This window comes from Pseudothioclava arenosa (assembly GCF_002358085.1).
Lineage (GTDB): Bacteria > Pseudomonadota > Alphaproteobacteria > Rhodobacterales > Rhodobacteraceae > Pseudothioclava > Pseudothioclava arenosa.
This window is the reverse complement of record NZ_NTJD01000001.1, coordinates 309,783-334,924: the sequence shown is the minus strand read 5'-3', so window position 1 is coordinate 334,924 and position 25,142 is coordinate 309,783. Positions and strand designations below refer to the sequence as shown.

The window sequence follows — 25,142 nt, the reverse complement described above, 5'->3', positions numbered from 1 at the left end:
CGGCTTTCGGGCCGCCCTTTTGCATTCTATTCGAAACTGATCCCGCGCGAGCGGCCCAGCGAGCCGCAATAATTCACCCAGTCGCGGAACTCCTCGTTGAGCACCGCAAAGTCGGATTTTCCACGCCAGGTCTCCAGCATCGCGAAAAGATGCCCGGCCACGAATTCGGCCGGCTTGCCCTGCCCCTCGGCCTGCGCCTGCCGCAAGGCCTCGCCCCGCCAGATCGTCGCCATCTGCGCGAGCTTCTGCTGCCGCTCGGGCGCCGAGACACGCTCGGACATCCAGACATGCAGCCCCGCGCATTGCGCCATCGACTGGCTGAGCGGCTGCGCCAAGACCGGGCCGGCGACGCCGCCAGCGAGAACGCCAGCGAGCAGGCACGCCCCCAAAAAGGGCTTAATGACAGTGAACGACACCAGCCTTCCGATCCATGTGGCAGCATTTACCCGCTGGGGAATCCTTGCGGCAACCGCCGCCATGGGCGATCGCATCGCCCTGCCCGGCAAGCACCGCGCCTTGCGAAACCGCAGCCGCTGTCGGCAGCGGGGCCGCCATCAATACGCAAATGAAAATTGTCCTGAGCATGGCTTCAACCTCGTTAAGAAAGGTTAAAGCATCACCCGGATCAGGTTTTCGATCAAGCGCGCGGTTGGATCAGACGAGGAAGCCGCCGTCGCTGTCGTCCCCGGCCTCACTCAGCAGCCGATCCATATCAGGCACGCTCACATGGCGCTTGCCTTCCAGCGCGATCACGCCGTCGCGTTTCAGCGCCGAGATCTGGCGCGACACGGTTTCCAGCGTCAGGCCAAGATAATCGGCCATCGCTTCGCGGGTCAGCGGCAGTTCGAAATTCATCGAGCCTTGCGCCGGCTGCATCTTGATCGAGGCATCGCGGCGCGCCACGATCGACAGAAGCGAGGCGATCTTTTCGCGCGCGGTCTTGCGGCCCAGCAGCAGCATCCACTCACGCGCCGCATCCAGCTCGTCCAGCGTCATCTGCAAGAGCCGCTGCGCGATATGGGGCGTGCGCTCCATCATCTCTTCGAAGGGCTTCTTGCGGAAACAGCACATCATCACATTGGTCGTCGCGGTGACGTTATAGGCGGCCGTGTTGCGCCCCGGACGGCCCACGAAATCCGACGGCAGCAAAAGCCCCACCATCTGTGTGCGCCCGTCTTCCAGCGTCTGCGTCAGCGTCGCGATCCCGGTCACCACCGAGGCCACGAAATCCATTCGGTCGCCGGCCCAGATGATCGTCTGACCAGCCTCGAAGGAGCGGTAATATTTGATTTCTTCGAGCCGATCGAGCTCGTCCGTTTCACAGCGCGCACAAACCGCGCGGTGGCGGATCGGGCAGTCACTACAATGCAGCGACACCGTATCCATGTCTTCACAGGCCATGGGAGCTTTCTTGACTTGGGTCAAATTCTGTTGCGCGTCTTATCGCTAAACATACCTCCATGGAACAGGAATCGCAACTCACCCGGCTCGGGCTTTTCGACGCACGGGTGCCCCGCTACACGAGCTACCCCACCGCGCCCCACTTCTCGAAAGAGGTGGGACCCGAAACGTTCGCCGAATGGATCGAAGCGATCCCGGCCGGGGCCTCGATCTCTCTCTACATGCACGTGCCGTTCTGCCGCCGGTTGTGCTGGTTCTGCGCCTGCCGCACGCAGGGCACGCAGAGCGACGATCCGGTGCGCGCCTATTCGGAGACGCTGCTCGCAGAGCTTAAAATGTTGAAGGATCGGCTGGCGCCGGGCGTGAAGCTGTCGCGCCTGCACTGGGGGGGCGGCACGCCGACCCTGATGCCCGCCGACATGATGCGCCGCGTCGCTGAGGCCGTCTTCGAGGCGGTGCCGATGGGCGAAGGCGCTGAATTCTCGGTCGAAATCGACCCCAACGAGATCGACGACGCGCGCATGGACGCGCTCGCGCAATCGGGGATGAACCGCGCCTCGATCGGGGTGCAGGATTTCGATCCGCAGATCCAGGAAGTGATCGGTCGCGACCAGAGCTATGAAATCACCAAGCGTGCGGTCGATATGATTCGCACCCGCGGTGTCGAAAGCCTGAACGCCGACATCCTCTATGGCCTGCCCTTCCAGGATAACGCCCGGATCGCGGAATCGGTGCAAAAGCTGCTGTCGCTCGGTCCAGATCGCGTGGCGCTTTACGGCTATGCGCATGTGCCGTGGATGGCGCGGCGCCAGACGCTGATCCCGTCCGAGCACCTACCGACCCCGCAAGAGCGCCTCGACCTGTTCGAGACCGCGCGCAAGCTCTTCGTCGCCGACGGCTATGACGAGATCGGGATCGACCACTTCGCCCTGCCAACCGACGGGCTGTCGAAAGCGCAAAAGGCCGGCAAGCTGCGCCGCAACTTTCAGGGCTATACCGACGACCTCGCCGAAGCGCTGGTCGGTATGGGTGCCAGCTCGATCTCGCGCTTCCCGCAAGGCTTTACGCAGAACAACCCCTCGACCGGCGCCCATACCGGGGCAATCCGCGCGGGGAAATTCTCGACCTCGAAGGGCCATGTCTTCACGCAAGACGACAAGATGCGTTCGCGGCTGATCGAAGCGCTGATGTGCGACTTCAAGGTCTCGACCGATGAGCTCGTGCGCGATTACGGTGCCGATCCGGTCCAGCTGGCCAAGGAGTTCGGCGCCTGCGCCGAAAAGTTCGAGGATTGCGTGCGCGTCACCACCTCGGGCCTCGAAATCCCCGAAAAGGGCCGCCCGCTTACCCGCATGATCGCGCGTCATTTCGACGCCTACGACCTGTCGAAAGCCGGACACAGCTCGGCCATCTGAGCCCGCGACAAAGCGCAATGAATATATCCCCGTCGGACGCCTCCGGCGGGGATATTTATTGGCAAAATGAAAACAGTGTTGCGCCCCCGCTGGCTGCGCATCCGGCTCACCAGAGGGGCGCGCCTTCACTTTGCACGGTCATCGGCGTCCCCGCCTGTTCCGCCCGCCCAGAGTGCACGCGCGTGGTTAAAGAAATCTGAAGCCCCTTCATTTTGCCACAAAATATCCTCGGGGGTGAATTGGCGCAGCCAAGAGGGGGCGGAAAGCCCCCGGCTCCGTCACCGCCCCGCGGTTTCGACGAAGTCGATCAGGCGTGGCAGGCAGAGGCTGTGCAGGTCGTAGCCTTCGACAATGGCCTGACGCGCGGCGGCCCGCAGTGGGGCGAATTGCTCGGGCGCTGCGAGCGCCTCGGTGAGCGCGCGCGACCAGCCGGGGATGTCGAAAAAATCGACCAGCCAGCCGTTCTCGCCGTCGCGGATCACTTCACGCACCGGCGCGGTATCAGAGGCCACGATCATGCAGCCCGCCGCCATCGCCTCCAGCAGCGACCAGCTCAGCACGAAGGGATAGGTCAGGTAGGCGTGGCAGCGCGAAACCTGCAGGAGCGACAGGAAGGTCTCGTAAGGCACGCGGCCAAGGAAATGGACGCGGGTCGGGTCGATCCGGTCGCCTTGCTCCTCAAGGAATTTCTGTTTCCAGCTCACGCCGTCCTTCGGGGCGCCGCCGTAGCTTTGGCCCTCAGCGCCGACGATCACCACATGCGCCTTGGGGCGCGCGGAAAGCACGTCGGGCAGGGCGCGCATCAGGATGTGATAGCCGCGGTAGGGTTCGAGCGAACGGCTGACAAAGCTTAGCACCTCGTCGCCCGGAGCGAAGACCAGATCCGTGCCCGGGATCGCCAGCCGCGCCGCGGGGTTCGGACAGACACGGGTGGTGTCGATGCCGTCATGGCAGACGGTGATCTTGGCGCGCAGCTCGGGCTGGAAGGTCGCGGCCTGGAACTCGGTCGGCGCGAGCGCGGCATCGGCCTGCACCATCGACTGGATCAGATGCGCCGAGCGCGCGGTGGTCAGTATCCGGCTGTCGAAATCGGGGCGGCGGAATTCCGGGTCGAAATCGGTGTCGAGACCGGTCGTGCGATACATCATCTCGGCATAGATCAGCAGCCGCGCCTCGGGCCAGATCTCCTTGAGGAACAACGTCTCGCCCCAGCCGGAATGGCCGACGATCACGTCGGGCACATAGCCCTTTTCGTCGCGCAGCTGGCGGGCGGCGCGGGCGGCGCGCAGGCCACGCTCGGCGACCTCGGCATACATGAAGGTCAGGCGCGAACTCATCTCGACCGGCTCGGGGCTGCGGTATCTTATCACCGGCACCGGAGAGGGGCGGTTATTCGTCTCGGTCGTCAGCGCCAGAACCTCGTGGCCGCGCCGTTGCAGCGCCGGAGCCAGATGCGGGAACTGGCCGGGAAAGTTCTGATGGACGAAGAGGATCTTCACCCCAAAGCCTCCGAGCGCGCGTACTGCGGGCCGAGCGCGGCGGTGATCAATTCGCGCGTGTAATCGCTTTGCGGGGCCTCGAAGACCTGCGCGGCGGGGCCTGCCTCGACGACATCGCCGCGCTTCATCACCAGCACCTTGTGGGCGAGCGCGCGCACCACGCGCAGGTCGTGGCTGATGAACAGATAGGCCAGCCCATAGCGGCGCTGCAGCGTGCGCAGAAGGTCCACGATCTGCACCTGCACCGTCATGTCGAGCGCCGAGGTGGGTTCGTCCAGAACCACCACCTTGGGCCGCAAAATCATCGCGCGGGCAATGGCGATGCGCTGGCGCTGGCCGCCGGAGAACTCATGCGGGTAGCGGTGCATCGCGGTGGGGTCGAGCCCGACTTCTTCCATGATTTCCGCCACCATCTCGCGCCGGTCACGACCGGGTTCTACGCCGTGCACGGTGAGCCCCTCGGCGATGATCTGCTCGATCGTCATCCGCGGCGAGAGGCTGCCGAACGGGTCCTGAAACACGATCTGCATGTCGCGGCGCAGCCGGCGCAGATCGCGCGCACCCCAGCCCGAAATATCCTGCCCGAGATAGCTGATCGGGCCCTCGGACGCGATCAGCCGCATGATCGCGAGCGCCAGCGTCGTCTTGCCGGAGCCACTTTCACCAACGATGCCGAGCGTCTCGCCCGCGCGCACCGACAGGGTCGCGCCGTTCACCGCCTTGATATGGCCGACGGTGCGGCGCAGGAGCCCGCGCTGCACCGGGAACCAGACACGCAGATCGCGGGTTTCCACCAGCGTCTCGGCTCCCTCGGGCACCGGATCGGCCAGCCCTTTCGGCTCCGCCGCCAGGAGCTTGCGGGTATAGGGATGCTGCGGATTGGCAAAGATCTCTTCGACCGCGCCCTGCTCGACGATCTCGCCGTTTTGCATCACGCAGACCCGGTCGGCGATGCGCCGCACGATGCCCAGATCGTGGCTGATGAACAGCAAAGACATGTTCTCCGAGCGCTTCAGATCGGCCAGCAGGTCAAGGATCTGCGCCTGAATGGTCACATCCAGCGCAGTTGTCGGCTCGTCCGCGATCAAAAGCTCTGGCCCGTTCGCCAGCGCCATCGCGATCATCACGCGCTGGCGCTGCCCGCCCGAAAGCTGGTGCGGATAATCCGCGAGCCGGGTCTCGGGGTTCTGGATGCCGACCTTGGTCAGCAGCTCCAGACAGCGCGCGCGCGCAGCTTCGCCCTTGAGGCCCTGATGGACCGCAAGGCTTTCACCGATCTGGCGCTCGATCGTGTGCAAGGGGTTCAGGGACGTCATCGGCTCCTGAAAGATGAAGCTGATGTCATTGCCTCGCACCGCGCGCAGCGTGTCGTCCGAGGCGCCGACCATCTCGCGCCCCTCATAGCGGATCGAGCCCGAAAGCTGCGCATTCGGGCCGAGCAGAGACACGCTCGACAACGCCGTGACCGACTTGCCCGAGCCGCTTTCGCCCACCAGCGCCACGGTCTCGCCGCGCGCGATGGCGAAGGAGACGCCCTTGACCGCCTCGATCAGCTTGCCGTCCTGCCGGAACGCGACGCGCAGGTTTTCGACCTCGAGAACCGGGCTCATTTGAAGACCTTTCTCGGATCGAAGGCGTCACGGATACCCTCGAAGATGAAGACCAGAAGCGACAGCATCAGGGCAAAGGTGAAAAATGCGGTAAAGGCGAGCCAGGGCGCGTGCAGGTGTTGCTTGCCCTGCAGCGCCAGCTCGCCAAGGCTCGGCGCGGAGCTGGGCAGGCCGTAGCCGAGGTAGTCGAGCGAGGCCAGCATCGAGATTGTGCCAGTGATGACGAAGGGCAGCATCGTCAGCGTCGCCACCATCGCATTGGGCAGGATGTGGCGGAACATGATGACCCGGTCGCCCACACCCAGCGCGCGCGCGGCGCGGACATATTCGAAATTGCGCGCGCGCAGGAACTCGGCGCGCACCACGCCCGTCAGCGCCGGCCAGCCGAACAGGATCGCGACGAACACCAGAAGCCAGAAGCTGCGCCCGAGGATCGCAAAGAGGATGATGATGACGTAAAGCGAGGGCGTCGACGACCAGATCTCCAGCGCGCGCTGAAAGATGATGTCGGTACGCCCACCGAAATAGCCCTGCACCGCGCCCGCCGCGATCCCGATCAGCGAGCCGACGACGGTGACGATCAGCGTGAACAGGATCGAGGTGCGGAAGCCATAGATCACGCGCGCCAGCACGTCGCGCGCGGTGTCGTCGGTGCCCAGCCAGTGATCGCCATCGGGCGCCGAAGGGGCGGTGCCGACGTTGTTGATCGTGCGGTAGTGATAGGGGATCGGCGGCCAGAGCATCCAGCCGGTCTCGACCGGTTCGCCCTCGACCGTTCCCGCGGCGCGGGCCTCGGCGATGAAGCCCTCGGGGTCGTCCCAGCAGGCCTCGGCACCGCCGGTCACGATCAGGCATTGCACCGCCTCGTCGCGATAGACCGCCTCGGTGCGGAAATCGCCCCCGAACTCGGTCTCGGGATAGAATTTATAGGCCGGGAAATAGAGGCTGCCGCGAAAGCTCATGACGATCGGTTTGTCGTTCGCGATCACCTCGGCAAGGAGCGAGGCGACGAACAGCCCGAGGAACAGCCAGAGCGACCAGAACGCGCGGCGGTTGGCCTTGAAGTTGCGCCAGCGGCGCTGGTTCAGCGGCGAGAGCGCCATCAACCCGCCCTCCGCTCGAAGTCAATGCGCGGATCGACCAGCACATAGGTCAGGTCCGACAGGATATTCACCACCAGCGAGATCAGGCCAAAGACGTAGAGCGTGCCGAAAATGACAGGGTAATTCCGCTCAACCGCCGCCTGGAAGCCCAAAAGCCCCAGCCCGTCGAGCGAAAAGATCGTCTCCACGATGATCGACGAGCCGAAGAACACGCCCAGGAACGTGGCCGGGAAGCCCGCGATCACGATCAGCATCGCGTTGCGGAAGACATGGCCGTAAAGCACGCGCTTTTCGGTCAGGCCCTTGGCGCGGGCGGTCTGGACGTATTGCTTGTTGATCTCGTCGAGGAAGGAGTTTTTCGTCAGCAGCGTCATCGTCGCGAAGCTGGAGATCGTGATCGCCGTCACCGGCAGCACGATGTGCCAGAGGTAATCAAGGATCTGGCCGATCAGGCTGAGCTGGTCGAAATTGTCCGAGGTGAGCCCGCGCAAGGGGAACAGTTTCCAGAACGAGCCGCCCGCGAACAGCACCATCAGCATCACCGCGAACAGAAAGCCCGGGATCGCATAGCCGATGATGATCGCCCCCGAGGTCCAGGTATCGAAGGGCGTGCCGTCCTTCACCGCCTTGCGGATGCCGAGCGGGATCGAGACCAGATAGGCCAGCAGCGTCGACCACAGCCCCAGCGTGATCGAGACCGGCATCTTGTCGAGCACCAGCTCGACCACCGTCTGCGAGTGGAAGAAACTCTTGCCGAAATCGAAGCTCAGGTAATTCCCCATCATGATGAAGAACCGCTCAAGCGCGGGGATCTTTTCGGCACGGCATTCGGGCGCGCGCACCGAGGGCGTGCCGGTGAATGCCGGCTCGCAGACCAGCCGCGAGAACCCCATGTCGATTTCCAGCTGCGCGAGCTGATCGGGCGAGATGCCGCGCGCGCCCTGATAGCCGCTGTCCTCGACACCGCCCTGCCCGCCGCCCGCATCGCCGCCGCCCGCGAAGTTGCGCAGGCTGTCGGCCTCGCCTTCGATGCGGGCAATGACCTGTTCAATCGGGCCGCCGGGCACGAATTGGGTCAGGGTGAAATTGACGATCATGATCCCGATCAGAGTCGGGATGATCAGAAGCAACCGCCTCAGGATATAGGCGCCCATGCGCTGCCCTGTCCTCTTGCCTCGGTCGCGGGTCTCAGAAGGCGCCCGCTTGTTTCAGTTTCTCGGCTTTTTCGGCGTTATACCACCAGAAGTCGGTCTCGCCCAGAGCATAGGGCGGCAGCACTTCGGGGTGCTCGAACATGTCGTAATAGGCGACGGTGTGGCTGGCCTTGTACCATTGCGGCACCCAGAACCGCAGCGCCCGCAGCGCCCGGTCGAGCGCATGGACACGCGGCACCAGCTCTTCGCGGGTGTTCGCCTCTTCGACGAGGCGGATCATCTTGTCGACCGCCGGATTGGCCAGCCCCATCGCGTTGAACACATCCCCCACCGAGGCCGAGCCGAAATATTGCTGCAGGTCGGCGCCCGGCAGCAGGTCTTGGCCGACATGGCTGGTGATCAGGTCGAAGTCATGGCTGCGGCGGCGGTTTTCATATTGCGCGTCGTCCACGCGCTCGTGGACCGCGTCGATGCCGATCCGGCGCAGGTTCTCGACGAAGGGGTTGATGACGCGGTCAAAGGTCTGGCTGTCGTTGAGGATGGTGATGCGCAGCACCTCGCCGGCGGCATTGCGGCGTAGCCCGTCATTGCCCACGCTCCAGCCCGCCTCATCCAAAAGCTTGCCCGCACGGCGCAGGTTCTTGCGGTCGAACTGGTCGGCGCTGGAGACCGGCGCCATCACCGCTTCGTCGCTCAGGATGCCATCGGGCAGATCGGCAGCCAGCGGCTCTAGGATCGCCAGCTCCTCGGCCGAAGGCGTGCCCGAGGCGGCCAGATAGGAGTTTTCCCAGATCGAGTTGACCCGGCTGTAAAGCCCGTAGAACAGCGTCGCGTTCGACCATTCGAAATTGAACGCGAGCCCCAGCGCCTCGCGCAGGCGGATGTCTTGCAGATGCGGGTGGCGCAGGTTGATCAGGAAGGCCTGCCCCGAAGCCACGTCGCCCGAGGGCAGCTCGACCTTCTGCACGAGCCCCTTGGTGAAGGCCGGGAAATCATAGCCCGTCGCCCATTGGATCGAGGAGGCCTCGTTGCGGAAGGTATAGGCGCCCGCCTTGAACGCCTCGAAGGCCGAGTTGTAATCGCCGAAATACTCGATCCGCACGGTGTCGAAATTGTTGCGCCCGCGATTGATCGGCAGGTCTTCGCCCCAATAGTCGGGGTTACGCACCCAGCTGACCGAGCGACCGTCCTTGGAGGCGCCGAATTTGTAGGGCCCGGTGCCGATCAGCGGCACGTCCGAGGCCTTGTCGAGGCTGATCTTGTCGCGCTCGAACTGCGCGCGCGACAGGAGCGGCAAGCCGCCCGCCGCCTGAATGATGTCGCGGCGCGGATAGCCCGGCTGGAAGGTGAATTTCACGCGCCGGTCATCGAGCTTCTCGACCGAGGCAACCTGCTGCGCGAGCACCGCGCGAAACGACGACAGCCCGAAATCCCGGAAGGTTTCATAGGAGAAGACGACGTCATCGGTGGTGGCGAGGGTGCCGTCGGAAAAGCGGATACCCTCGCGCAGGGTAAAGATCGCCCAGTCTTTCGAGGCCGGGTATTCGACGCTTTCGCAGAGCAGGCAATAGGCCTCGCCCACGGTGTCGGCAGTGCCGGTCAAAAGCGATTCATGCGCTGCCGAGGCCCAGGCAGCGGCGCGACCTTCGAGCGTGTAGGGGTTGAAATTGTCGAACCCGCCCGAGGTCCATTCGGAAATCTCGCCGCCCTTGGGCGCCTCGGGGTTCACATAGGCAAGATGGGTGAAATCGGGGCTGTAGCTCAGCGTGCCGAGCGTGGCGACGCCATGGGCAACGATGGTGTCTTCGGCGCGCCCGGCCTGCGTCAGCCCCAGCCAGAGCCCCGCCCCCAGCATCAGCGCCAGCCCCGCGCGGCGCAGCCCCGCCGCCGGGTCCCGCCCCGAAATCGCAATCGCCGCTTTTGCCATGACTTCCCCCTGTGCTTTCCCGCGAAGGTAAAGGGGCGGACGGGCGGGCTTCAAGTTGCTTTCGCGTGAGCCGGGCGTGAGAGCAAAGAAAAAGGCCGCGCCCTGCGGCACGGCCTTTCGCGAAATCTGTTGCGGATCGCTTACTGCAGCGACTGCAGGTAGGTGATCACGTCGTTGCGGTCTTCCGCCTTTTTCAGGCCCGCGAAGGACATCTTGTTGCCCGGGACATCGTCTTTCGGGCTGGCCAGATAGGCGTCCAGACGCTCCAGCGTCCACTCGCCGCCATGGGCGATCATCGCGTCCGAGTAGCCAAAGCCTTCGACCCCAGCGACAGCGCGGTTGACGACGCCATCCAGATGCGGGCCGGTCGCGTTCGAACCGTCGAGCTTGTGGCAGGCTTTGCACTTGCCAAAGACTTTCTCGCCCTTGGCCGCATCGCCTTCGCCGAGAACCAGCGCGACTTCTTCTTCGGCCGCGGCCTCTTCTTCGGCCCCGCCCTCATCAAGCAGGCCGCCCGGCTTGTCGGTCATCATCGCATGCTCGGCGCCTTCGGCACCATGGGCATCCCCACCGATATGGTAAAGCGACCCCGAGACCCAGGCCGCGAGGAGCAGGAACAGGAAAGCGCCCAGCACGCTGCCCGCAACTTTCGTGATATTCATCGTGTTGAACATAGCTCTTCCCTGAATTGGCTGTTCAGTTTGGGGCATGTATCCCGGTTGGGCCGTTCATTTCAAGGTAGATTCTCGGACCGCTAGCGCTATTTCACGACCAACACACCGGTTTTCCGGCCCGATCCGGGCTCAATCGCTCAGGGTTTGAGCGTCGCGAGCCAGCCGATCAGGTCGCGCCGGTCCTCGTCCTTCTTGAGCCCGCCGAAGGACATCGCCGTTCCCGGCAGCATCCGGCGCGGCTTGACCAGATAGGCATCGAGCAGTTCCGGCGTCCAGGCGCCATCAAGCCCGCGCATCGCATCCGAATAGGGAAACCCCTCGACAGAGGCGGTCTTGCGCCCGACCACCCCGTTCAAGGGCGGCCCCGAGACCGTCTGGCCGGTCACGTCATGGCAGGTCGAGCATTTGCGATCGAAGATCACCGCCCCCTTGTCCTGATCGGCCGCAGCCAGATCCAGCGCAAGGGCAGGCATCGCGGGCGCGAAAAGCGCTGCGACGAGGGTAGAAAAACGAAACACGCGGGTCGGTCGATCAAAATGGAACATTTCTAAATTATGGGATTGCCGCGCCGCCGCGACAAGAGGCGCTTGTGCGACACAACGCCCGCCCCACGCGGGAATTTGCCGGTATTGGCGCTTTTCTCGCGCGGCGCGGGCAGTTATAGCGCGAACAGGCGGAAGGAGATTGTCATGAACGCACGCAGGATCGAAGGCATCACGGGGCGCATCGCTTTTCAGGGCGAGCCCGGCGCCTATTCGCATCAGGCCTGCCATGACGCGCGCCCCGACATGGAGGCCGTGCCCTGCCGCACCTTCGAGGATGTGATCGAGATGGTCCGCAAGGGCGAAGCCGATCTCGCGATGCTGCCGGTCGAGAACTCGACCTATGGCCGCGTGGCCGACATCCATCACCTTCTGCCCGAGAGCGGGCTGAAAATCATCGACGAGGCCTTTGTGCGCGTCCATATCAACCTGCTCGCGGTCAAGGGCGCGACGCTCGCCGATGTGAAGACCGCGATGAGCCACACCGTCCTGCTCGGGCAGGTGCGCAACTTCCTGCAAGAGCACGGGCTGCGCCGCGAAGTAGGCGCCGATACCGCGGGCTCGGCCAAGATCGTCGCCGAACAGGGCGACAAGTCGGTCGCGGCGCTGGCCTCGGAACTGGCCGGCGAGATCTACGGGCTCGACGTGCTCGCGCGCCATATCGAGGACAAGCAGGACAACACCACGCGCTTCCTCATCATGTCGCGCCAGCCCGACCTGAGCCGCCGCGCCGGCAAGATGATGACCACCTTCGTCTTCCGCGTGCGCAACATCCCGGCCGCGCTGTACAAGGCGATGGGCGGCTTTGCCACGAATGGCGTGAACATGACCAAGCTGGAAAGCTACATGGTCGAGGGCAATTTCACCGCGACCCAGTTCTACGCCGATATCGAGGGCCATCCCGACGACGAAAACGTCAAGCTCGCGCTGGACGAGCTGCGTTATTTTACCTCGTATCTGGAAATCCTCGGCGTCTACCCGGCCGACCCGCTGCGCGACGAGCGTTAAGCGACGCCGGCGGCGCGGGCGCGGTCTTCCAGCTCGCGGGCGAATTTCGCGACGCGCTCCTCGAACTTGCGATCGAGCCGTTTGCGGCCGAGCTTGGCCGATTGCACCATCAGCCGCGCCGGCAGCGAGCGCGGTTTGACCTCCAGACCGATCACCAGACGGCTGCGCCCCGGCATGGTCTGTACCAGCTCCAGCGTCAGCTCCAACGCGAAGCTCGGCGAGATGGCGAGGTAGTCGAGCCGCGTGGGCGGCGCGTAATGGCGCACATCGGCGATCATCTGGCGGCGCTTGCCGCGCAGCCGAAACGCCACATCCCAGGACATCCCCGCCCCCGGCGCCGCCAGCGTATCAAGCCGCGTCACCTCGGCGCCGCGCCGCCGGGCAGCGGCCTCGAAGCCGGGAAAGTCCGAAAGCTGGGCGAAGACAAATTCCACCGGCGCGGCGATGTCGGTGCGGGTCGAAAATTTCATGTGAAGGCTACTCGTGAGGACAGACGACAGAGGCGATATTCGGGGCGGAGACTGGCCTTAATCGAGCCGATCCGCAAGCCAGAGCCGCAGCAACCAGCCCGCAATCGCACCTTTACGTGGCGCTCGGATCATCGGGTCGGCCCCGGCAAAGACATCGGCGAGCCGACTACGCGAGACCCAGAGCGCGTCTTCGATCTCGGTCGGATCGAGGCGGATCTCGTCCGACACCGCCTCGGCGACGCAGCCCAGCATCAGCGAGGCCGGAAACGGCCAGGGCTGCGAGCCGACATAGCGCACCGCGCCGACCTGCACGCCGGTTTCCTCGACCACCTCGCGGCGCACGGCGTCCTCAAGCGTTTCGCCCGGCTCCATGAAGCCCGCGAGGCAGGAAAACATGCCCTCGGGCCAGCCCGGAGAGCGGCCCAGCAACACCCGGTCGCCACGCGTCACCAGCATGATCGCGACCGGATCGGTGCGCGGGAAATGCTGCGTGCCACAGTCCGGGCAGCGCCGCATCCAGCCCGCCTCGGCCCAGTCCGACGCCACCCCGCAGCGCGCGCAGAACCCATGCGCCCGGTGCCATTCGAACAGCGCACGCGCCGAGGCCGCGAGTTCGGCCTCACGCGGGGAGAGCGCCATCATCCGGCCGCGCAACTCGGCAAAGACAGAGCCCTCGGGCATATCGGGATGGTGCTGTTCGCTCGCATCGAAAAAGGCGCGCGCGTCGGGCAGGTCCACCGCCGGGGTCCAGAGCGAGAGGTTTGCGGCAAAGCGAGGGGCCTCGCCATCATCGAGGCCCAGAAACAGCATCTCGCCCGGCGCATCGGACAAGGCCGGATGCCCCGGCGCAAGCCATTCAAGCCCGCCACCCGCGGCAAAGGCCGGACGGCCACGCCAGAACGGCAGCACCCGCGCCTCGGGATGGGCGGCAAGGCGCACCAGCGCTCCGGCATCGCGACGCAGATGGGCGGCGCGCTCAAGGCCCGATCCGGCGAAGGCTAGCTCTGCACGTGGCGGCATGGTCATGATACCCTCCTGTTCCGAGGCCCAGACTTGGCACGGCGCGCCGGCTTTGGCCAGTGCCGGAACGGCGGCCAGAATGTTGGAAAATGAAAGGTTGTTCTACCTATGGTTGAGCGATATACAGGTTGAACAGAATTTCGATCGCGGCCCATAAACCCCAGCGGCGAAACGAGGGACAGGATATGGCAACCACCTCTGCCCGGGCGCACCCCGGTCAGGATTGCACGGATCGGGTGACGATCGCACTGCGCGTTCTCGAAACGACGGATCTGCACGGCCATATCCACGGCTACGACTATTTCAACGACTGCCTCTGCCCCGCCACCGGCTTTGCGCGCATCGCCACGCTGATTGAACAGGCGCGCGCCGAGGCGCCGAACACGCTCTTGTTCGACAATGGCGATTTTCTGCAAGGCACGCCGCTGGCGCAGTATTTCGGGCTGGCGCGCAGCCTGGCCGCGCATGAGCGTCACCCGATGATCGCCGCGATGAACCTTGCGGGCTATGACGCGGGCACGCTGGGCAATCACGAGTTCGACTACGGGCTCGACTACCTGCAGCAGGTCGTGGCGGGCGCGAATTTCCCGATGGTCAGCGCGAATATGGTGACGCGGCCGGGCCCGACGCCGCAACAGGACGAAACGCTTTTGCCGCCCTGGGTCGTGCTGGAGCGCGAGATGCGGGCCTCGGACGGGGCGCTGCACCGGCTGCGGATCGGGGTGATCGGCTTCCTGCCGCCGCAGACCGAGCTTTGGGCGCGCGATGCGCTCGACGGCAAGGCCCGGACCCGCGCCTATCTTGAGGCCGCGCGCGCCCATCTGCCCGCGCTGCACGCGCAGGGCGTCGATCTGGTGGTCGCGCTGGCCCATACCGGCATCGCGCCGCTGCCCGAAGGGCTCGACCCCGAGAGCAAGGCGCTCGAACATGCGGCGCTGGCGCTGGCGGGGCTTGATAGGATCGACGTGCTTTTGTGCGGCCATACCCACCTGCCCTTTCCCGATCCCGGGATGACGCCAAACGCCGGCATCGACCCGCTGCGCGGCAGCCTTCTGGGCAAGCCCGCGCTCAGCGCCGGACGCTGGGGCTCGCATCTGGGTGTGCTTGACCTGACGCTGACGCAAGCCCCGGACGGGCGCTGGCGCATCGCGGATTTCGAGACCGCCCTGCGCCCGATCCGGATCGGCGGCGCGCCCGACCGCCCCGAGCCTCTGCCCGAGGCGCCCGAAGTGCTCCTGTCGGTCGCCGACGCGCATCAGGAAACGCTGGGCCATCTGCGTCAGGAGGTCGGGCGGCTGACCTCTCCGGTGAACTCGTTTTTCTCGCTGGTCGCCCCAGATCCGATCATGAGCTTTCTGGCCGAGGCGCAGGCGCAGTTCGCCCGCCTGCGGCTGGCCGGGCGCCCCGAGGCGAAGCTGCCGATCCTCTCGGCGGTGGCGCCGTTCAAATGCGGCGGGCGGGGCGGCCCGGGCTATTTCATCGACCTGCCCGCCGGGCCCCTGGTTCTGGCCAATATCGACGATGTCTATGTCTATTCGAACTCGGTGACGGCGCTGCGGCTGAACGGCGCGCAGGTTCGCGAATGGCTGGAACGCGCGGCGGGGATCTTTGCGCAGGTCACCCCCGGTGCGCAGGATCAGCCGCTGATCGACCCCGAGTTTCCCTGCTACAATTTCGACATGCTCTTTGGCCTGAGCTACCGGATCGACCCGAGCCAGCCCGCCCGCTACGCGCCCGACGGGCAGATGCGCGCGCCCTGGGCTCGGCGGGTGGATGACATTCGGCTGAATGGCCTGCCGATCCGCGACACACAGGAATTCATCCTGGTGACCAACTCCTATCGCAGCAGCGGCGCAGGCCATTTCATCGCGCCCGATCATCCCCTCGTACCGCTGGGCCGCCCGGTCCTGAGCCGCGACCTGCTTGAGGACACGATCCGCGCCAGCGCCTCGCTGGCCCCGCGCCCAACCGAGGTCTGGCGCTTTGCACCCCTGCCCGGCACTTCGGCGATCTTCGAGACCTCGCCCCGCGCCGCGCCCTGTCTGCCGCTGGCGGATGGCCCCGAAATGCAGCCGCTTGGGCAGACGACCGAGGGATTCTTGCGCATGCGCCTGTTTTTCGACGCCGAAACTTCTGCGATGCGCACCATTTCCACGCAGTGCGCCTGATTTTTAGGCAACTCCGCCGGGTTTCCGGAACTACCCTAGCGTCACCCCCCTGCCCGAGATTTCCGCGCCCCCGCGCAGGGCGCAGGATCGCCCCTGCAAGCGGCCCCTGGCGGCCGCGTAACCATGACGGGGAGTAAGAAATGTTCGAAGGCAAACTGGGTTTCGGCGCGTCGGCACTGGGGCTGATGCTCGCCATGGCCGCACCGGCGGCAGCGGAAACCGCGATTCATTTCGGGCTGGACTGGAAATTCGAGGGCCCCTCGGCGCCCTATTTCCTGGCGATCGACAAGGGTTTCTACGGTGAAGAAGGCCTGAGCGTCGAAATCACCGAGGGCACCGGCTCGGTCAACGCGATCCCGCCGGTGGCGACGGGCGCAGTTCCGATCGGTTTCGCCGATATCAACTCGCTGATGAAATTCCTCGACCAGAACCCCGACGCCCCGGTCACCGCGGTGATGATGATCTACGACAAACCGCCGTTTGCCGTGGTCGGGCGCAAGTCGCTGGGCATCGAGACGCCGAAAGACCTTGAAGGCAAGATCCTCGGCGCGCCGCCGCCGGATGGCGCCTGGGCGCAGTTCCCGATCTTCGCCGCCGAAAACGACCTTGATGTGAGCAAGATCACCGTCGAGCCGGTCGGCTTCCCGGTGCGCGAGCCGATGCTGGCCGAAGGCAAGGTCGCGGCGGTCACGGGCTTCTCGTTCTCGTCGACGCTGAACCTCAAGCGCCTCGGCGTGCCGCTGGAAGATCAGTCAATCCTGCTGATGGCCGATTACGGCGTCGATCTCTATGGCAACGCGATCATCGTGAACACCGACTTCGCCAAGGCCAATCCCGAGATCGTCACCGGCTTCCTGCGCGCCACCGCGAAGGGCTGGAAAGCCGCCGTGGCCGAGCCGGGCGTCGCCGTCGAGGCGCTGATCAAGCGCAACCCGGCCGCCGATGCCGCGCTGGAAACCGAGCGTCTGCAGATGTCGATCGACGCGAACGTGCTGACCGATTTCGTCAAGGCGAACGGCATCGGCTCGATCGACCCCGAGCGCATGGCCGGTGCGATCGAACAGATGAAGATGGTCTACGAGTTCACCAACACGCCGGATGCGGCGGCCTATTTCGACGCTTCCTACCTGCCGACGGATGGCAGCCTGATGCTCGAATGAGACAAGACGGAAGGGGCCTTCGGGCCCCTTCATTCTGCCTGCCCGCCGAAGAGGTAAAATGAAAAGCTTTCTGGACATCAAGGGCGTGCACCACGCCTATAAAACCCGCAACGGTCCGCTGCCCGTGCTTGAGGGACTCGACCTCGAAGTGCCCAAGGGCGAGTTCTGCGCGGTGGTCGGCCCCTCGGGCTGCGGGAAATCGACGCTGACGCGGCTGGTCTCGGGGCTGATGCGCCCCGATCGCGGCGCGGTGGTGCTGGACGGGCAAGAGGTTTCGAGCCCGCGCAAAACCGTGGGCATGGCCTTCCAGAACCCGGTGATGCTGGAGTGGCGCTCGATCATCGAGAACGTGATTCTGCCGCTGGAGATCGTGGCACCGCGGATGCCGCGCGCCGAGCGCGAGGCCCGTGCCGAAGAGCTGCTGTCAATGGTCGGCCTGAAAGGCTTTGAGAACAAGCGCCCCTCCGAACTCTCGGGCGGCATGCGCCAACGCGCCAGCCTCTGCCGCGCTATCGTGCATCGCCCCGATGTGCTGATCATGGACGAACCCTTTGGCGCGCTTGACAATTTCACCCGCGAAGACCTTTGGCAGACGATGCGCGACCTGCGCGCGGCCGAGCCCTTCACCTGCGTCCTGATCACCCATGACCTGCGCGAAAGCGTGTTTCTCGGCGACCAGGTCGTGGTGCTGACGGGGCGCCCGGCGAAAACGCAATACGTGCTGGATGTCGATCTGCCCGCGGATCGCACGATCGACGTGCTCTACGAACCCAAGGCCGTCGAGATGCTGCACCTCTTGCGCGACCAGATCCGCATTGCACAGGGCCGCGACGGGGAGATGCACTGATGAACGAGAACCTGCAGAAAATCGTCGTGCCGCTGACCGCGATCGTGCTGTTCCTCGCGATCTGGGAGCTGATCGTGCAGGTCAACGGCTGGCCGAATTACGTGATGGCCTCGCCGTCCGACCTGCCCGAAGCCTACGCGAAATACTGGAAACTGTTTTTCACCATGGGCTGGCAGACGCTGTGGCGCACGGTGCTGGGGCTGTTGATCGCGGTAGTGGTCGGCACGCTGCTGGGCATGATCATGGGGTTCTCGCGGATCGCGCGCGACGGGCTTTACCCGCTGCTGGTGGGGTTCAACGCGATCCCGAAGGCAACGCTCGTGCCGGTTCTGGCGCTTCTGTTCATCGGCCAGCATGATTTCAACACGGTGCTGATGGCCTTCCTGATCTCGTTCTTCCCGATCGCGGTCTCGGTCGGCATCGGGCTCTCCACGCTCGAACCCGAGTATCGCGACATCCTGCGCGCGCTCGGCGCTTCGAAATTCACCGTGTTCTGGAAGATCGCCCTGCCGAAAACCCTGCCCGAGTTCTTCGGCGCGCTGAAGGTCGCGGTGACGCTGGCCTTCATCGGCACCAACCTCGTGGAAATCGTCAGCCCGCATGGCCGCGGCCTTGGCGCGCTGTTCAAATCGGGTGAGACCAACGGCGACTATCCCCTGATGTTCGCCGTGCTGATCGCGCTCGCCGCCCTCGGCATCGTGCTCTACTACGCGGTGGTTGCGCTCGAGAAGATCTTTGCCGGCTGGGCCGAACGCCCCGCCCACTGAACCCGGGCAGGGGGACGCTGCCCCCCCGTCCTTCGGACTCCCCCCGGAGTATTTCGGGCTCGATGAAACCCTTCCCTCTTTCACTGAGCCGAAAATACTCCGGGGGTGAATGGCCGTGAGGCCAGAGGGGGCAGCGCCCCCTTTTCCCGTTTTCCCGGCGCACGTCGGCATGTCTTGCGAATCCGGCCGCGCTTGCCTATATCGGGCCGCGAGAGGTTGGCGCGGGCGAGCGCCTCGCCAACCCGGTCAGGTCCGGAAGGAAGCAGCCGCAACGAGCCCCGCTTGGGTCGCTGTCCAGCCTCTCACCCCACCCCCTCGATCGGTTTGACTTGGACGCCCCGCCGACTAGACTGCGGCGGACCCATGAGGAGCGCCCCGATGTCCGATCTGCCCGCCGAACCCCAGACAGCCGCCGGCTATCAGGTTCTGGCCCGCAAATACCGCCCCGCGACCTTTGCCGACCTGATCGGGCAGGATGCGATGGTGCGCACGCTCAAGAACGCCTTCGCCGCCTCGCGCATCGCGCAGGCCTTCATCATGACGGGCATTCGCGGCACCGGTAAAACCACCACCGCGCGGATCATCGCCAAGGGGCTGAACTGTGTCGGGCCCGACGGCAAGGGCGGCCCCACCACCGAGCCCTGCCTTGAGTGCGAACATTGCAAGGCCATCGCCGAGGGCCGCCATGTCGATGTGATGGAGATGGACGCCGCCTCACGCACCGGCGTCGGCGACATCCGCGAGATCATCGAAAGCGTGCATTACCGGGCGGCCTCGGCGCGCTACAAAGTTTACATCATCGACGAAGTGCACATGCTCTCGACCAGCGCCTTCAACGCGCTTCTGAAAACGCTCGAAGAGCCGCCAGCGCATGTGAAATTCATCTTCGCCACCACCGAGATCCGCAAGGTTCCGGTGACGGTTCTGTCGCGTTGCCAGCGCTTTGACCTGCGCCGGATCGAGCCCGAAGTAATGATCGGCCATCTGCAATCCGTGGCTGGCAAGGAAGGCGCGGCTATCGCCCATGACGCGCTTGCGCTGATTACCCGCGCCGCCGAGGGCTCGGTGCGCGATGCGATGTCGCTTCTGGATCAGGCGATCGCGCATGGCGCGGGCGAGACCACGGTCGATCAGGTGCGCGCGATGCTGGGGCTGGCCGACCGGGGCCGGGTGCTTGACCTCTTTGAAATGATCCTGCACGGGCAGGCCGCCGAGGCGCTGGCCGAGTTGTCGGGGCAATATTCGGATGGCGCCGACCCGATGGCGGTCTTGCGCGATCTGGCCGAGATCACCCATTGGATTTCCGTCATCAAGATCACCCCCGAGGCCGCCGAAGACCCGACCGTGCCGCCCGAAGAGCGCGTGCGCGGCCAGGGGCTGGCCGAAAAAGTGCCGATGCGGGTGCTGACGCGGCTGTGGCAGATGCTCCTGAAGGCGATCGAAGAGGTGGGCGCGGCACCGAACGCGATGATGGCGGCCGAGATGGCGGTGATCCGGCTGACCCATGTCGCCGACCTGCCGACGCCCGAGCAGCTGATCGCGAAGCTCGGCAAAGGGCCCAATCCGACGGGCCCCGGCGCGGGCGGTCCGGGTGGCGCGCCTGCGGGCGGGCCTTCGGGCGGCGCGGGGCGCGGCCCGGCGATGGGCGCAGGCCCGGTGCATGGGCTGACGATGCGGTCCTTGGCGCCGGCCCGCGCGCAGGGCGGGGCTGCGGCTGTGGCGATCGCACCGCAGGCCGAGCATCCGCTTGCGCGCTTTGCGACATTCGAAGACGTGGTCGAACTGATCCGGCGGATGCGCGACATGACGCTTCTGGTCGAGGTTGAAGGCCACATCCGGCTGGCGAAATACGCGCCGGGCCGGATCGAGTTCGAGCCGACACCCGACGCCCCGCGTGACCTTGCTGCGCGGCTTGGACAGCGCCTTCAGGGCTGGACCGGCGCGCGCTGGGGGGTCTCGGTCGTGGCCGAGGGCGGCGCCAAAACCATCGCCGAGGCCCGCGACGCGACCTTCCGTGCCGCCGAGGCCGAGGCGCGCGAAAACCCGATGGTGCAGGCGATCCTCGCGGCCTTCCCCAAGGCGAAAATCACCGATATCACCAGCGCCGAGGAGCTGGCCGCCGAGGTCGATGCCGAAGCGCTGGCTCCGGTCGAAGATGAATGGGATCCTTTCGAGGACAATTAAGGAGAGCGCAATGCTGAAAGGTTTGGGCCAGCTTGGCGACATGGCCAAGATGATGAAGGCCGCCAAGGAAATGCAGGAGCGGATGGCGAAACTGCAAGAAGACCTTGGCTCGATCGAGGTTACCGGCGAGGCCGGCGCCGGGCTGGTCACCGCGACCGCCTCGGCCAAGGGCGTGCTGACCGGGCTGTCGATCGACCCGTCGATTCTGCAGGCCTCGGAAAAGGAAGTGGTCGAGGACCTGATCCTCGCCGCGATCAAGGACACGCAGGCCAAGGCCAAGGCGCGCGAGCAGGACGAACAGCGCAAGCTCCTGCGCGAGCTGGGCCTGCCCGAGAACATGGATCTGCCGAGCTGATCGGCGGCCCGACGATGAGCGCAGGTGACGAGATCGAGGCCCTGATCGCGCTGATGGCGCGGCTGCCGGGGCTGGGCCCGCGCTCGGCACGGCGTGCGGTCTTGCACCTGATCCGCAAGCGGGGCGCGCTGATGGCGCCCCTCGCCGCGGCCATGGCCCATGTCGCCGAAACCGTGCGCGAATGCGCGCGCTGCGGCAATATCGCGACCGGCGACATCTGCGAGATCTGCACCGATCCGAAACGCGCCACCGGCGAGCTTTGCGTGGTCGAGGATGTCGCCGACCTCTGGGCGATGGAGCGCGGTCAGGCCTTCAAAGGCCGCTATCACGTGCTGGGTGGCACGCTCTCGGCGCTTGATGCGGTGGGCCCCGAAGAGCTGGGAATCCCGCGCCTTGTCGCGCGCGTCCGCGACGAGGGGCTGGGCGAGGTGATCCTTGCCCTCAACGCCACAGTCGAGGGCCAGACCACCGCCCATTACATCGCCGAGGCGCTCGAAGGCACCGGCGTCTCGATCACCAGCCTCGCGCAGGGCGTGCCGATCGGCGGCGAGCTGGATTACCTTGACGACGGCACGATCCAGGCGGCCCTGCGCGCGCGCAAGGCGTTCTGATGGCGACCAGCCCCGAGACCGAGGCCTTCCTGCGCGAACAGCTGGGCGACCAGATCCGCACCCGCAAGATGTTCGGCGAATACGCGGTCTATGCCGAGGGAAAGACCGTCGCGCTCCTGTGTGACGATGCGCTTTTCGTGAAACAGATCCCCGCGGCGACCGACTATCTCGCCGCCCTGCCCGACGGCCCGACCGAGGGCCTGCCCTATCCCGGCGCACGGATGCATTGGCGTATCGACGCCGACCTCTGGGAGGATGCGGACTGGCTCGCCGGCCTGATCGCCGTAATCGCCCGCGCCCTGCCCGCACCGAAACCGAAACAGCCGCGCAAACGGGCAAAGCCCCAGAGCTGAGGCGCAATCCGCGCCGCCGCCACCGCCGCCCATTGATCCGCCCCGCCCCGCCCGCTATCACGGGGAAAACCCCCTTTCGCGCGAATTCCCATGAACCGTCTTTACCACGTGCCCCTCTCGCCCTTCTGTCGCAAGGTCCGGCTGACGCTGGCCGAGAAGAAGATCGAGGTGGAGCTGGTCGAGGAACGCTATTGGGAGCAAAACCCCGATTTCCTGCGCCGCAACCCCGCCGGCAAGGTCCCGGTGCTGAAGATCGACGGCAAGATGCTGACCGAAAGCCAGGCGATCTGCGAATATCTCGAGGAAACCCACCCCGAGCCCGCGCTAATGCCGAAAGGCGCCGATGCACGCTTCGAGGTGCGCCGGCTCTGCGCCTGGTTCGACGACAAGTTCAACACTGAGGTCACCCGCAAGGTGATGGGCGAGCGGGTCTGGAAGAAGGTGATGAAACAGGGTTACCCGGATTCGAAGACCGTCAAGGAGGGGCTCGGCGCGATCAAGTATCACCTCGACTACCTCGGCTGGCTCCTCGACCAGCGCCGCTGGCTCGCGGGCGACATGATGACGCTTGCCGATTTTACCGCCGCCGCCCATCTGAGCTGCCTCGACTATATCTCGGACGTGGACTGGAACCGCTCGGAAGCGGTGCGCGACTGGTATGCCAAGATCAAATCGCGCCCGGCCTTCCGCTCGCTTCTGGCCGACCAACTGCCGGGCCTTCCGCCCGCCCCGCAATATGCCGAGCTTGATTTCTGATCCCGGCGCGGGGCCGCTCCCGGCTTTCAGTTTGCCCCAAATATCCCGGGGTGAATTGGCCGCGGGCCAAGAGGGGCAGCGCCCCTGCCCCGCCCCGAAAGGAGCGTACCGGTGCAGGATCTGAAATCCCGGCTGATCGACCAGGCCCTGTCCGAAGGCTTCTCCAAGGCGCGCATCTGCCGCCCCGACGCCGTGCCCGAGATCGCCGCGCGGCTGCAGGCCTTTGTCGCGGCCGGGCGACATGGCCAGATGGGCTGGATGAAAGAGCGGATGAGCTGGCGCGGCGCCCCCGACCAGCTCTGGCCGGAGGCACGCTCGGTGATCATGCTGGCCGAGACCTACACGCCCGACGAAGACCCGATGGCGGTGGTCGGCCTGCCCGATCGCGGCGCGATTTCGGTCTACGCGCGCGGACGCGATTACCATGACATCGTGAAGAAGCGCCTCAAGCGCGTCGGGCGCTGGCTGCTGGATCAGGCCGAGGGCGAGGCGATCAAGGTTTTCGTCGACACCGCGCCGGTGATGGAAAAGCCTCTCGGCCAGGCCTCGGGGCTCGGCTGGCAGGGCAAGCACACCAACCTTCTCGCGCGCGATCTGGGCAGTTGGTTCTTTCTGGGCGCGATTTTCACCACGATCGAACTTCCCCCCGATCCGCCCGAAGACAGCCATTGCGGCAATTGCACCGCCTGCCTCGACGCCTGCCCGACCGGCGCCTTTCCCGCGCCCTACCAGCTCGATGCACGACGCTGCATTTCCTACCTCACGATCGAGCACAAGGGCCCGATCGCGCAGGATCTGCGCGCGGCGATGGGCAACCGGATCTATGGTTGCGACGATTGCCTCGCCGCCTGCCCCTGGAACAAGTTCGCCGCAGAGGCGCGCGAGATGCGCTATGCCGATCAGGTCGGGCACCCGCCACTGGCGGAACTGGCCGCACTGGACGACGCCGCATTCCGCGCGCGGTTTTCCGGCAGCCCGATCAAGCGGGTCGGGCGCGACCGGATGCTGCGCAACGTGCTCTATGCCATCGGAAACTCCGGTGATCCCGCGCTGACTGACGCCGCGCGCCCGCATCTTGCGGACCCCGATCCGGTGGTGCGCGAAGCCGCGCAATGGGCGCTCGAGCGGCTGGGGGCTGCGCCATGAGCGACACCGCCCGCGGCATCCTGTTCAAGATCGGCTCGGTCGCGCTGTTCGTCGCGATGTCGGCGATCCTCAAGGCCACGGCGGGCGAAGTGCCCCCCGGCGAGCAGGTGTTTTTCCGCTCGCTCTTCGCGATCCCGATCACGCTGGTCTGGCTGGCGAGCCGGGGCGATCTGCGCCACGGGCTCAAGGTCGCAAGCCCGATGGGCCATGTCTGGCGCGGGCTGATCGGCACCTGCGCGATGGGGCTGATGTTTGCCGGCATCGGCATCCTGCCCCTGCCCGAGGCCACCGCGATCGGCTATGCCGCGCCGCTCCTGGTGGTGATCTTCGCCGCGATGTTCCTCGGCGAAGAGGTCCGCGCCTTTCGGCTGACGTCGGTGGCGCTGGGGCTCTTGGGGGTGCTGATTATCCTCAGCCCGCGACTCTCGGGCGTAGGAGACTCGCGCGCGGCCTTTGGCGCGATGGTCGCGCTGATGGGGGCGGTGTTCGCGGCGCTGGCGCAGATCTTCATCCGCAAGCTGACGAAGACCGAGACCACCTCGGCCATCGTGTTCTGGTTTTCCTGCACGGCAACGGTGCTGTCCTTCGCAACCCTGCCCTTCGGCTGGGTGATGCCGCCGCTCTGGGCCATTGCGCTTCTGGTGCTGGCGGGGCTGATCGGGGGCGTGGCGCAGATCCTGCTGACCTCAGCCTATCGCGCGGCGGATGCCTCAATCGTGGCGCCCTTCGAATATGCCTCGATGCTGATGGCGCTGGCGGTGGGCTACCTTGTCTTCGACGAGGTGCCGACGCTGGTGATGCTGGGCGGCGCGGCGCTGGTGATCGCGGCCGGCGTCCTGATCGTCTGGCGCGAGCGGCAACTGGGGATCGAGCGCGCCCGCCAGCGCCGCGCCATGAGCCCGCCCGGCTGACCACTGCCGGCCATTCACCCTGCGGCACCATGCCCGGTCGCTTTTTCCGGCGAACCGTGCT

25 protein-coding genes and 1 other RNA gene are annotated in these 25,142 nt (G+C 65.7%); 15 read left to right on the top strand and 11 right to left on the bottom strand.

Annotated elements, in window-relative coordinates; translation table 11 throughout:
• Positions 1 to 26: 26 nt before the first annotated feature.
• On the bottom strand, positions 27 to 416 hold the full coding sequence (locus CLN94_RS01660; protein WP_143598860.1) for a hypothetical protein: 390 nt from the start codon (positions 414 to 416) through the stop codon (positions 27 to 29).
• On the opposite strand from CLN94_RS01660, the gene CLN94_RS13885 reads away from it, so the two are divergent.
• Positions 400 to 612: a hypothetical protein gene (locus CLN94_RS13885; RefSeq protein ID WP_179300204.1), complete on the top strand. Its 213-nt coding sequence runs from the start codon at positions 400 to 402 to the stop codon at positions 610 to 612. The genes CLN94_RS01660 and CLN94_RS13885 overlap by 17 nt on opposite strands.
• Before the next feature lie 42 nt (positions 613 to 654).
• Here the strand turns inward: CLN94_RS13885 and fnrL are convergent, their stop codons facing one another.
• Complete coding sequence (gene fnrL / locus CLN94_RS01650) at positions 655 to 1,401, bottom strand: transcriptional regulator FnrL (RefSeq protein ID WP_096430365.1); 747 nt, start codon at positions 1,399 to 1,401, stop codon at positions 655 to 657.
• A 59-nt stretch (positions 1,402 to 1,460) separates the two neighbouring features.
• On the opposite strand from fnrL, the gene hemN reads away from it, so the two are divergent.
• Positions 1,461 to 2,816, top strand: a complete 1,356-nt coding sequence (gene hemN, locus CLN94_RS01645; protein ID WP_096430363.1) for an oxygen-independent coproporphyrinogen III oxidase — start codon at positions 1,461 to 1,463, stop codon at positions 2,814 to 2,816.
• 278 nt (positions 2,817 to 3,094) lie between these two features.
• On the opposite strand, the gene CLN94_RS01640 is transcribed toward hemN, so the two are convergent.
• The 7 genes from CLN94_RS01640 to CLN94_RS13880 all read right to left on the bottom strand — a co-directional run bounded on the left by CLN94_RS01640 (position 3,095) and on the right by CLN94_RS13880 (position 11,328).
• Positions 3,095 to 4,315 (bottom strand): glycosyltransferase, encoded by a 1,221-nt coding sequence (locus CLN94_RS01640; RefSeq protein ID WP_096430360.1) that lies wholly within the window; start codon positions 4,313 to 4,315, stop codon positions 3,095 to 3,097.
• Positions 4,312 to 5,925, bottom strand: coding sequence for an ABC transporter ATP-binding protein (locus tag CLN94_RS01635; RefSeq protein ID WP_096430357.1), 1,614 nt, complete (start codon positions 5,923 to 5,925; stop codon positions 4,312 to 4,314). Before CLN94_RS01635 ends, CLN94_RS01640 begins: the two co-directional genes overlap by 4 nt.
• Positions 5,922 to 7,028 carry an ABC transporter permease gene (locus CLN94_RS01630; protein WP_096430354.1) on the bottom strand — a complete coding sequence of 369 codons (1,107 nt, stop codon included), beginning with the start codon at positions 7,026 to 7,028 and terminating at the stop codon, positions 5,922 to 5,924. Before CLN94_RS01630 ends, CLN94_RS01635 begins: the two co-directional genes overlap by 4 nt.
• Positions 7,028 to 8,182: a microcin C ABC transporter permease YejB gene (locus tag CLN94_RS01625; RefSeq protein WP_096430351.1), complete on the bottom strand. Its 1,155-nt coding sequence runs from the start codon at positions 8,180 to 8,182 to the stop codon at positions 7,028 to 7,030. The genes CLN94_RS01630 and CLN94_RS01625 overlap by 1 nt, the downstream gene beginning before the upstream one ends.
• 34 nt (positions 8,183 to 8,216) lie before the next feature.
• Positions 8,217 to 10,109, bottom strand: a complete 1,893-nt coding sequence (locus CLN94_RS01620; RefSeq protein ID WP_096430724.1) for an extracellular solute-binding protein — start codon at positions 10,107 to 10,109, stop codon at positions 8,217 to 8,219.
• Between the two features lie 140 nt (positions 10,110 to 10,249).
• Positions 10,250 to 10,783 (bottom strand): c-type cytochrome, encoded by a 534-nt coding sequence (locus CLN94_RS01615; protein WP_096430349.1) that lies wholly within the window; start codon positions 10,781 to 10,783, stop codon positions 10,250 to 10,252.
• A 137-nt stretch (positions 10,784 to 10,920) separates the two neighbouring features.
• Positions 10,921 to 11,328, bottom strand: coding sequence for a c-type cytochrome (locus CLN94_RS13880; RefSeq protein WP_179300203.1), 408 nt, complete (start codon positions 11,326 to 11,328; stop codon positions 10,921 to 10,923).
• 168 nt (positions 11,329 to 11,496) lie between these two features.
• On the opposite strand from CLN94_RS13880, the gene CLN94_RS01605 reads away from it, so the two are divergent.
• The gene (locus tag CLN94_RS01605) at positions 11,497 to 12,333 is read left to right on the top strand and encodes a prephenate dehydratase (protein WP_096430722.1); all 837 of its coding nucleotides are present in this window, start codon (positions 11,497 to 11,499) and stop codon (positions 12,331 to 12,333) included.
• On the opposite strand, the gene CLN94_RS01600 is transcribed toward CLN94_RS01605, so the two are convergent.
• Both CLN94_RS01600 and nudC read right to left on the bottom strand, forming a co-directional pair.
• The gene (locus tag CLN94_RS01600) at positions 12,330 to 12,803 is read right to left on the bottom strand and encodes an SRPBCC family protein (RefSeq protein WP_096430343.1); all 474 of its coding nucleotides are present in this window, start codon (positions 12,801 to 12,803) and stop codon (positions 12,330 to 12,332) included. The two genes, CLN94_RS01605 and CLN94_RS01600, sit on opposite strands and share 4 nt — an antisense overlap.
• 57 nt (positions 12,804 to 12,860) lie before the next feature.
• Positions 12,861 to 13,823 carry an NAD(+) diphosphatase gene (nudC, locus tag CLN94_RS01595; RefSeq protein WP_096430720.1) on the bottom strand — a complete coding sequence of 321 codons (963 nt, stop codon included), beginning with the start codon at positions 13,821 to 13,823 and terminating at the stop codon, positions 12,861 to 12,863.
• A 185-nt stretch (positions 13,824 to 14,008) separates the two neighbouring features.
• Between nudC and CLN94_RS01590 the strand changes: the two genes are divergently transcribed.
• The 12 genes from CLN94_RS01590 (at position 14,009) to CLN94_RS01535 (ending at position 25,081) form a co-directional block, all read left to right on the top strand.
• Entirely contained in the window at positions 14,009 to 15,991 is a 1,983-nt protein-coding gene (locus tag CLN94_RS01590) for a bifunctional 2',3'-cyclic-nucleotide 2'-phosphodiesterase/3'-nucleotidase (RefSeq protein WP_096430340.1), read from the top strand.
• Between the two features lie 185 nt (positions 15,992 to 16,176).
• Positions 16,177 to 17,151, top strand: a complete 975-nt coding sequence (locus CLN94_RS01585; protein ID WP_096430718.1) for an ABC transporter substrate-binding protein — start codon at positions 16,177 to 16,179, stop codon at positions 17,149 to 17,151.
• 58 nt (positions 17,152 to 17,209) lie between these two features.
• Entirely contained in the window at positions 17,210 to 17,998 is a 789-nt protein-coding gene (locus CLN94_RS01580; protein ID WP_096430337.1) for an ABC transporter ATP-binding protein, read from the top strand.
• Positions 17,998 to 18,765 carry an ABC transporter permease gene (locus CLN94_RS01575; protein ID WP_096430335.1) on the top strand — a complete coding sequence of 256 codons (768 nt, stop codon included), beginning with the start codon at positions 17,998 to 18,000 and terminating at the stop codon, positions 18,763 to 18,765. The genes CLN94_RS01580 and CLN94_RS01575 overlap by 1 nt, the downstream gene beginning before the upstream one ends.
• Positions 18,766 to 18,975: 210 nt before the next feature.
• An RNA gene (gene ffs / locus CLN94_RS01570) (signal recognition particle sRNA small type) lies at positions 18,976 to 19,072 on the top strand.
• Positions 19,073 to 19,143: 71 nt separating this feature from the next.
• Complete coding sequence (locus tag CLN94_RS01565; RefSeq protein ID WP_096430332.1) at positions 19,144 to 20,949, top strand: DNA polymerase III subunit gamma/tau; 1,806 nt, start codon at positions 19,144 to 19,146, stop codon at positions 20,947 to 20,949.
• A gap of 10 nt (positions 20,950 to 20,959) precedes the next feature.
• Complete coding sequence (locus CLN94_RS01560) at positions 20,960 to 21,304, top strand: YbaB/EbfC family nucleoid-associated protein (RefSeq protein WP_096430330.1); 345 nt, start codon at positions 20,960 to 20,962, stop codon at positions 21,302 to 21,304.
• A gap of 14 nt (positions 21,305 to 21,318) precedes the next feature.
• Positions 21,319 to 21,915 carry a recombination mediator RecR gene (recR, locus tag CLN94_RS01555; protein WP_096430328.1) on the top strand — a complete coding sequence of 199 codons (597 nt, stop codon included), beginning with the start codon at positions 21,319 to 21,321 and terminating at the stop codon, positions 21,913 to 21,915.
• Entirely contained in the window at positions 21,915 to 22,268 is a 354-nt protein-coding gene (locus CLN94_RS01550) for a TfoX/Sxy family protein (RefSeq protein ID WP_096430325.1), read from the top strand. The genes recR and CLN94_RS01550 overlap by 1 nt, the downstream gene beginning before the upstream one ends.
• A 90-nt stretch (positions 22,269 to 22,358) precedes the next feature.
• The gene (gene fzlA, locus CLN94_RS01545; protein WP_096430322.1) at positions 22,359 to 23,024 is read left to right on the top strand and encodes an FtsZ-binding protein FzlA; all 666 of its coding nucleotides are present in this window, start codon (positions 22,359 to 22,361) and stop codon (positions 23,022 to 23,024) included.
• A 111-nt stretch (positions 23,025 to 23,135) separates the two neighbouring features.
• Positions 23,136 to 24,170: a tRNA epoxyqueuosine(34) reductase QueG gene (gene queG / locus CLN94_RS01540; RefSeq protein WP_096430319.1), complete on the top strand. Its 1,035-nt coding sequence runs from the start codon at positions 23,136 to 23,138 to the stop codon at positions 24,168 to 24,170.
• A complete protein-coding gene (locus CLN94_RS01535) occupies positions 24,167 to 25,081 on the top strand; it encodes a DMT family transporter (protein ID WP_096430316.1) in 915 nt (304 codons plus the stop codon). Before queG ends, CLN94_RS01535 begins: the two co-directional genes overlap by 4 nt.
• Positions 25,082 to 25,142: the final 61 nt, after the last annotated feature.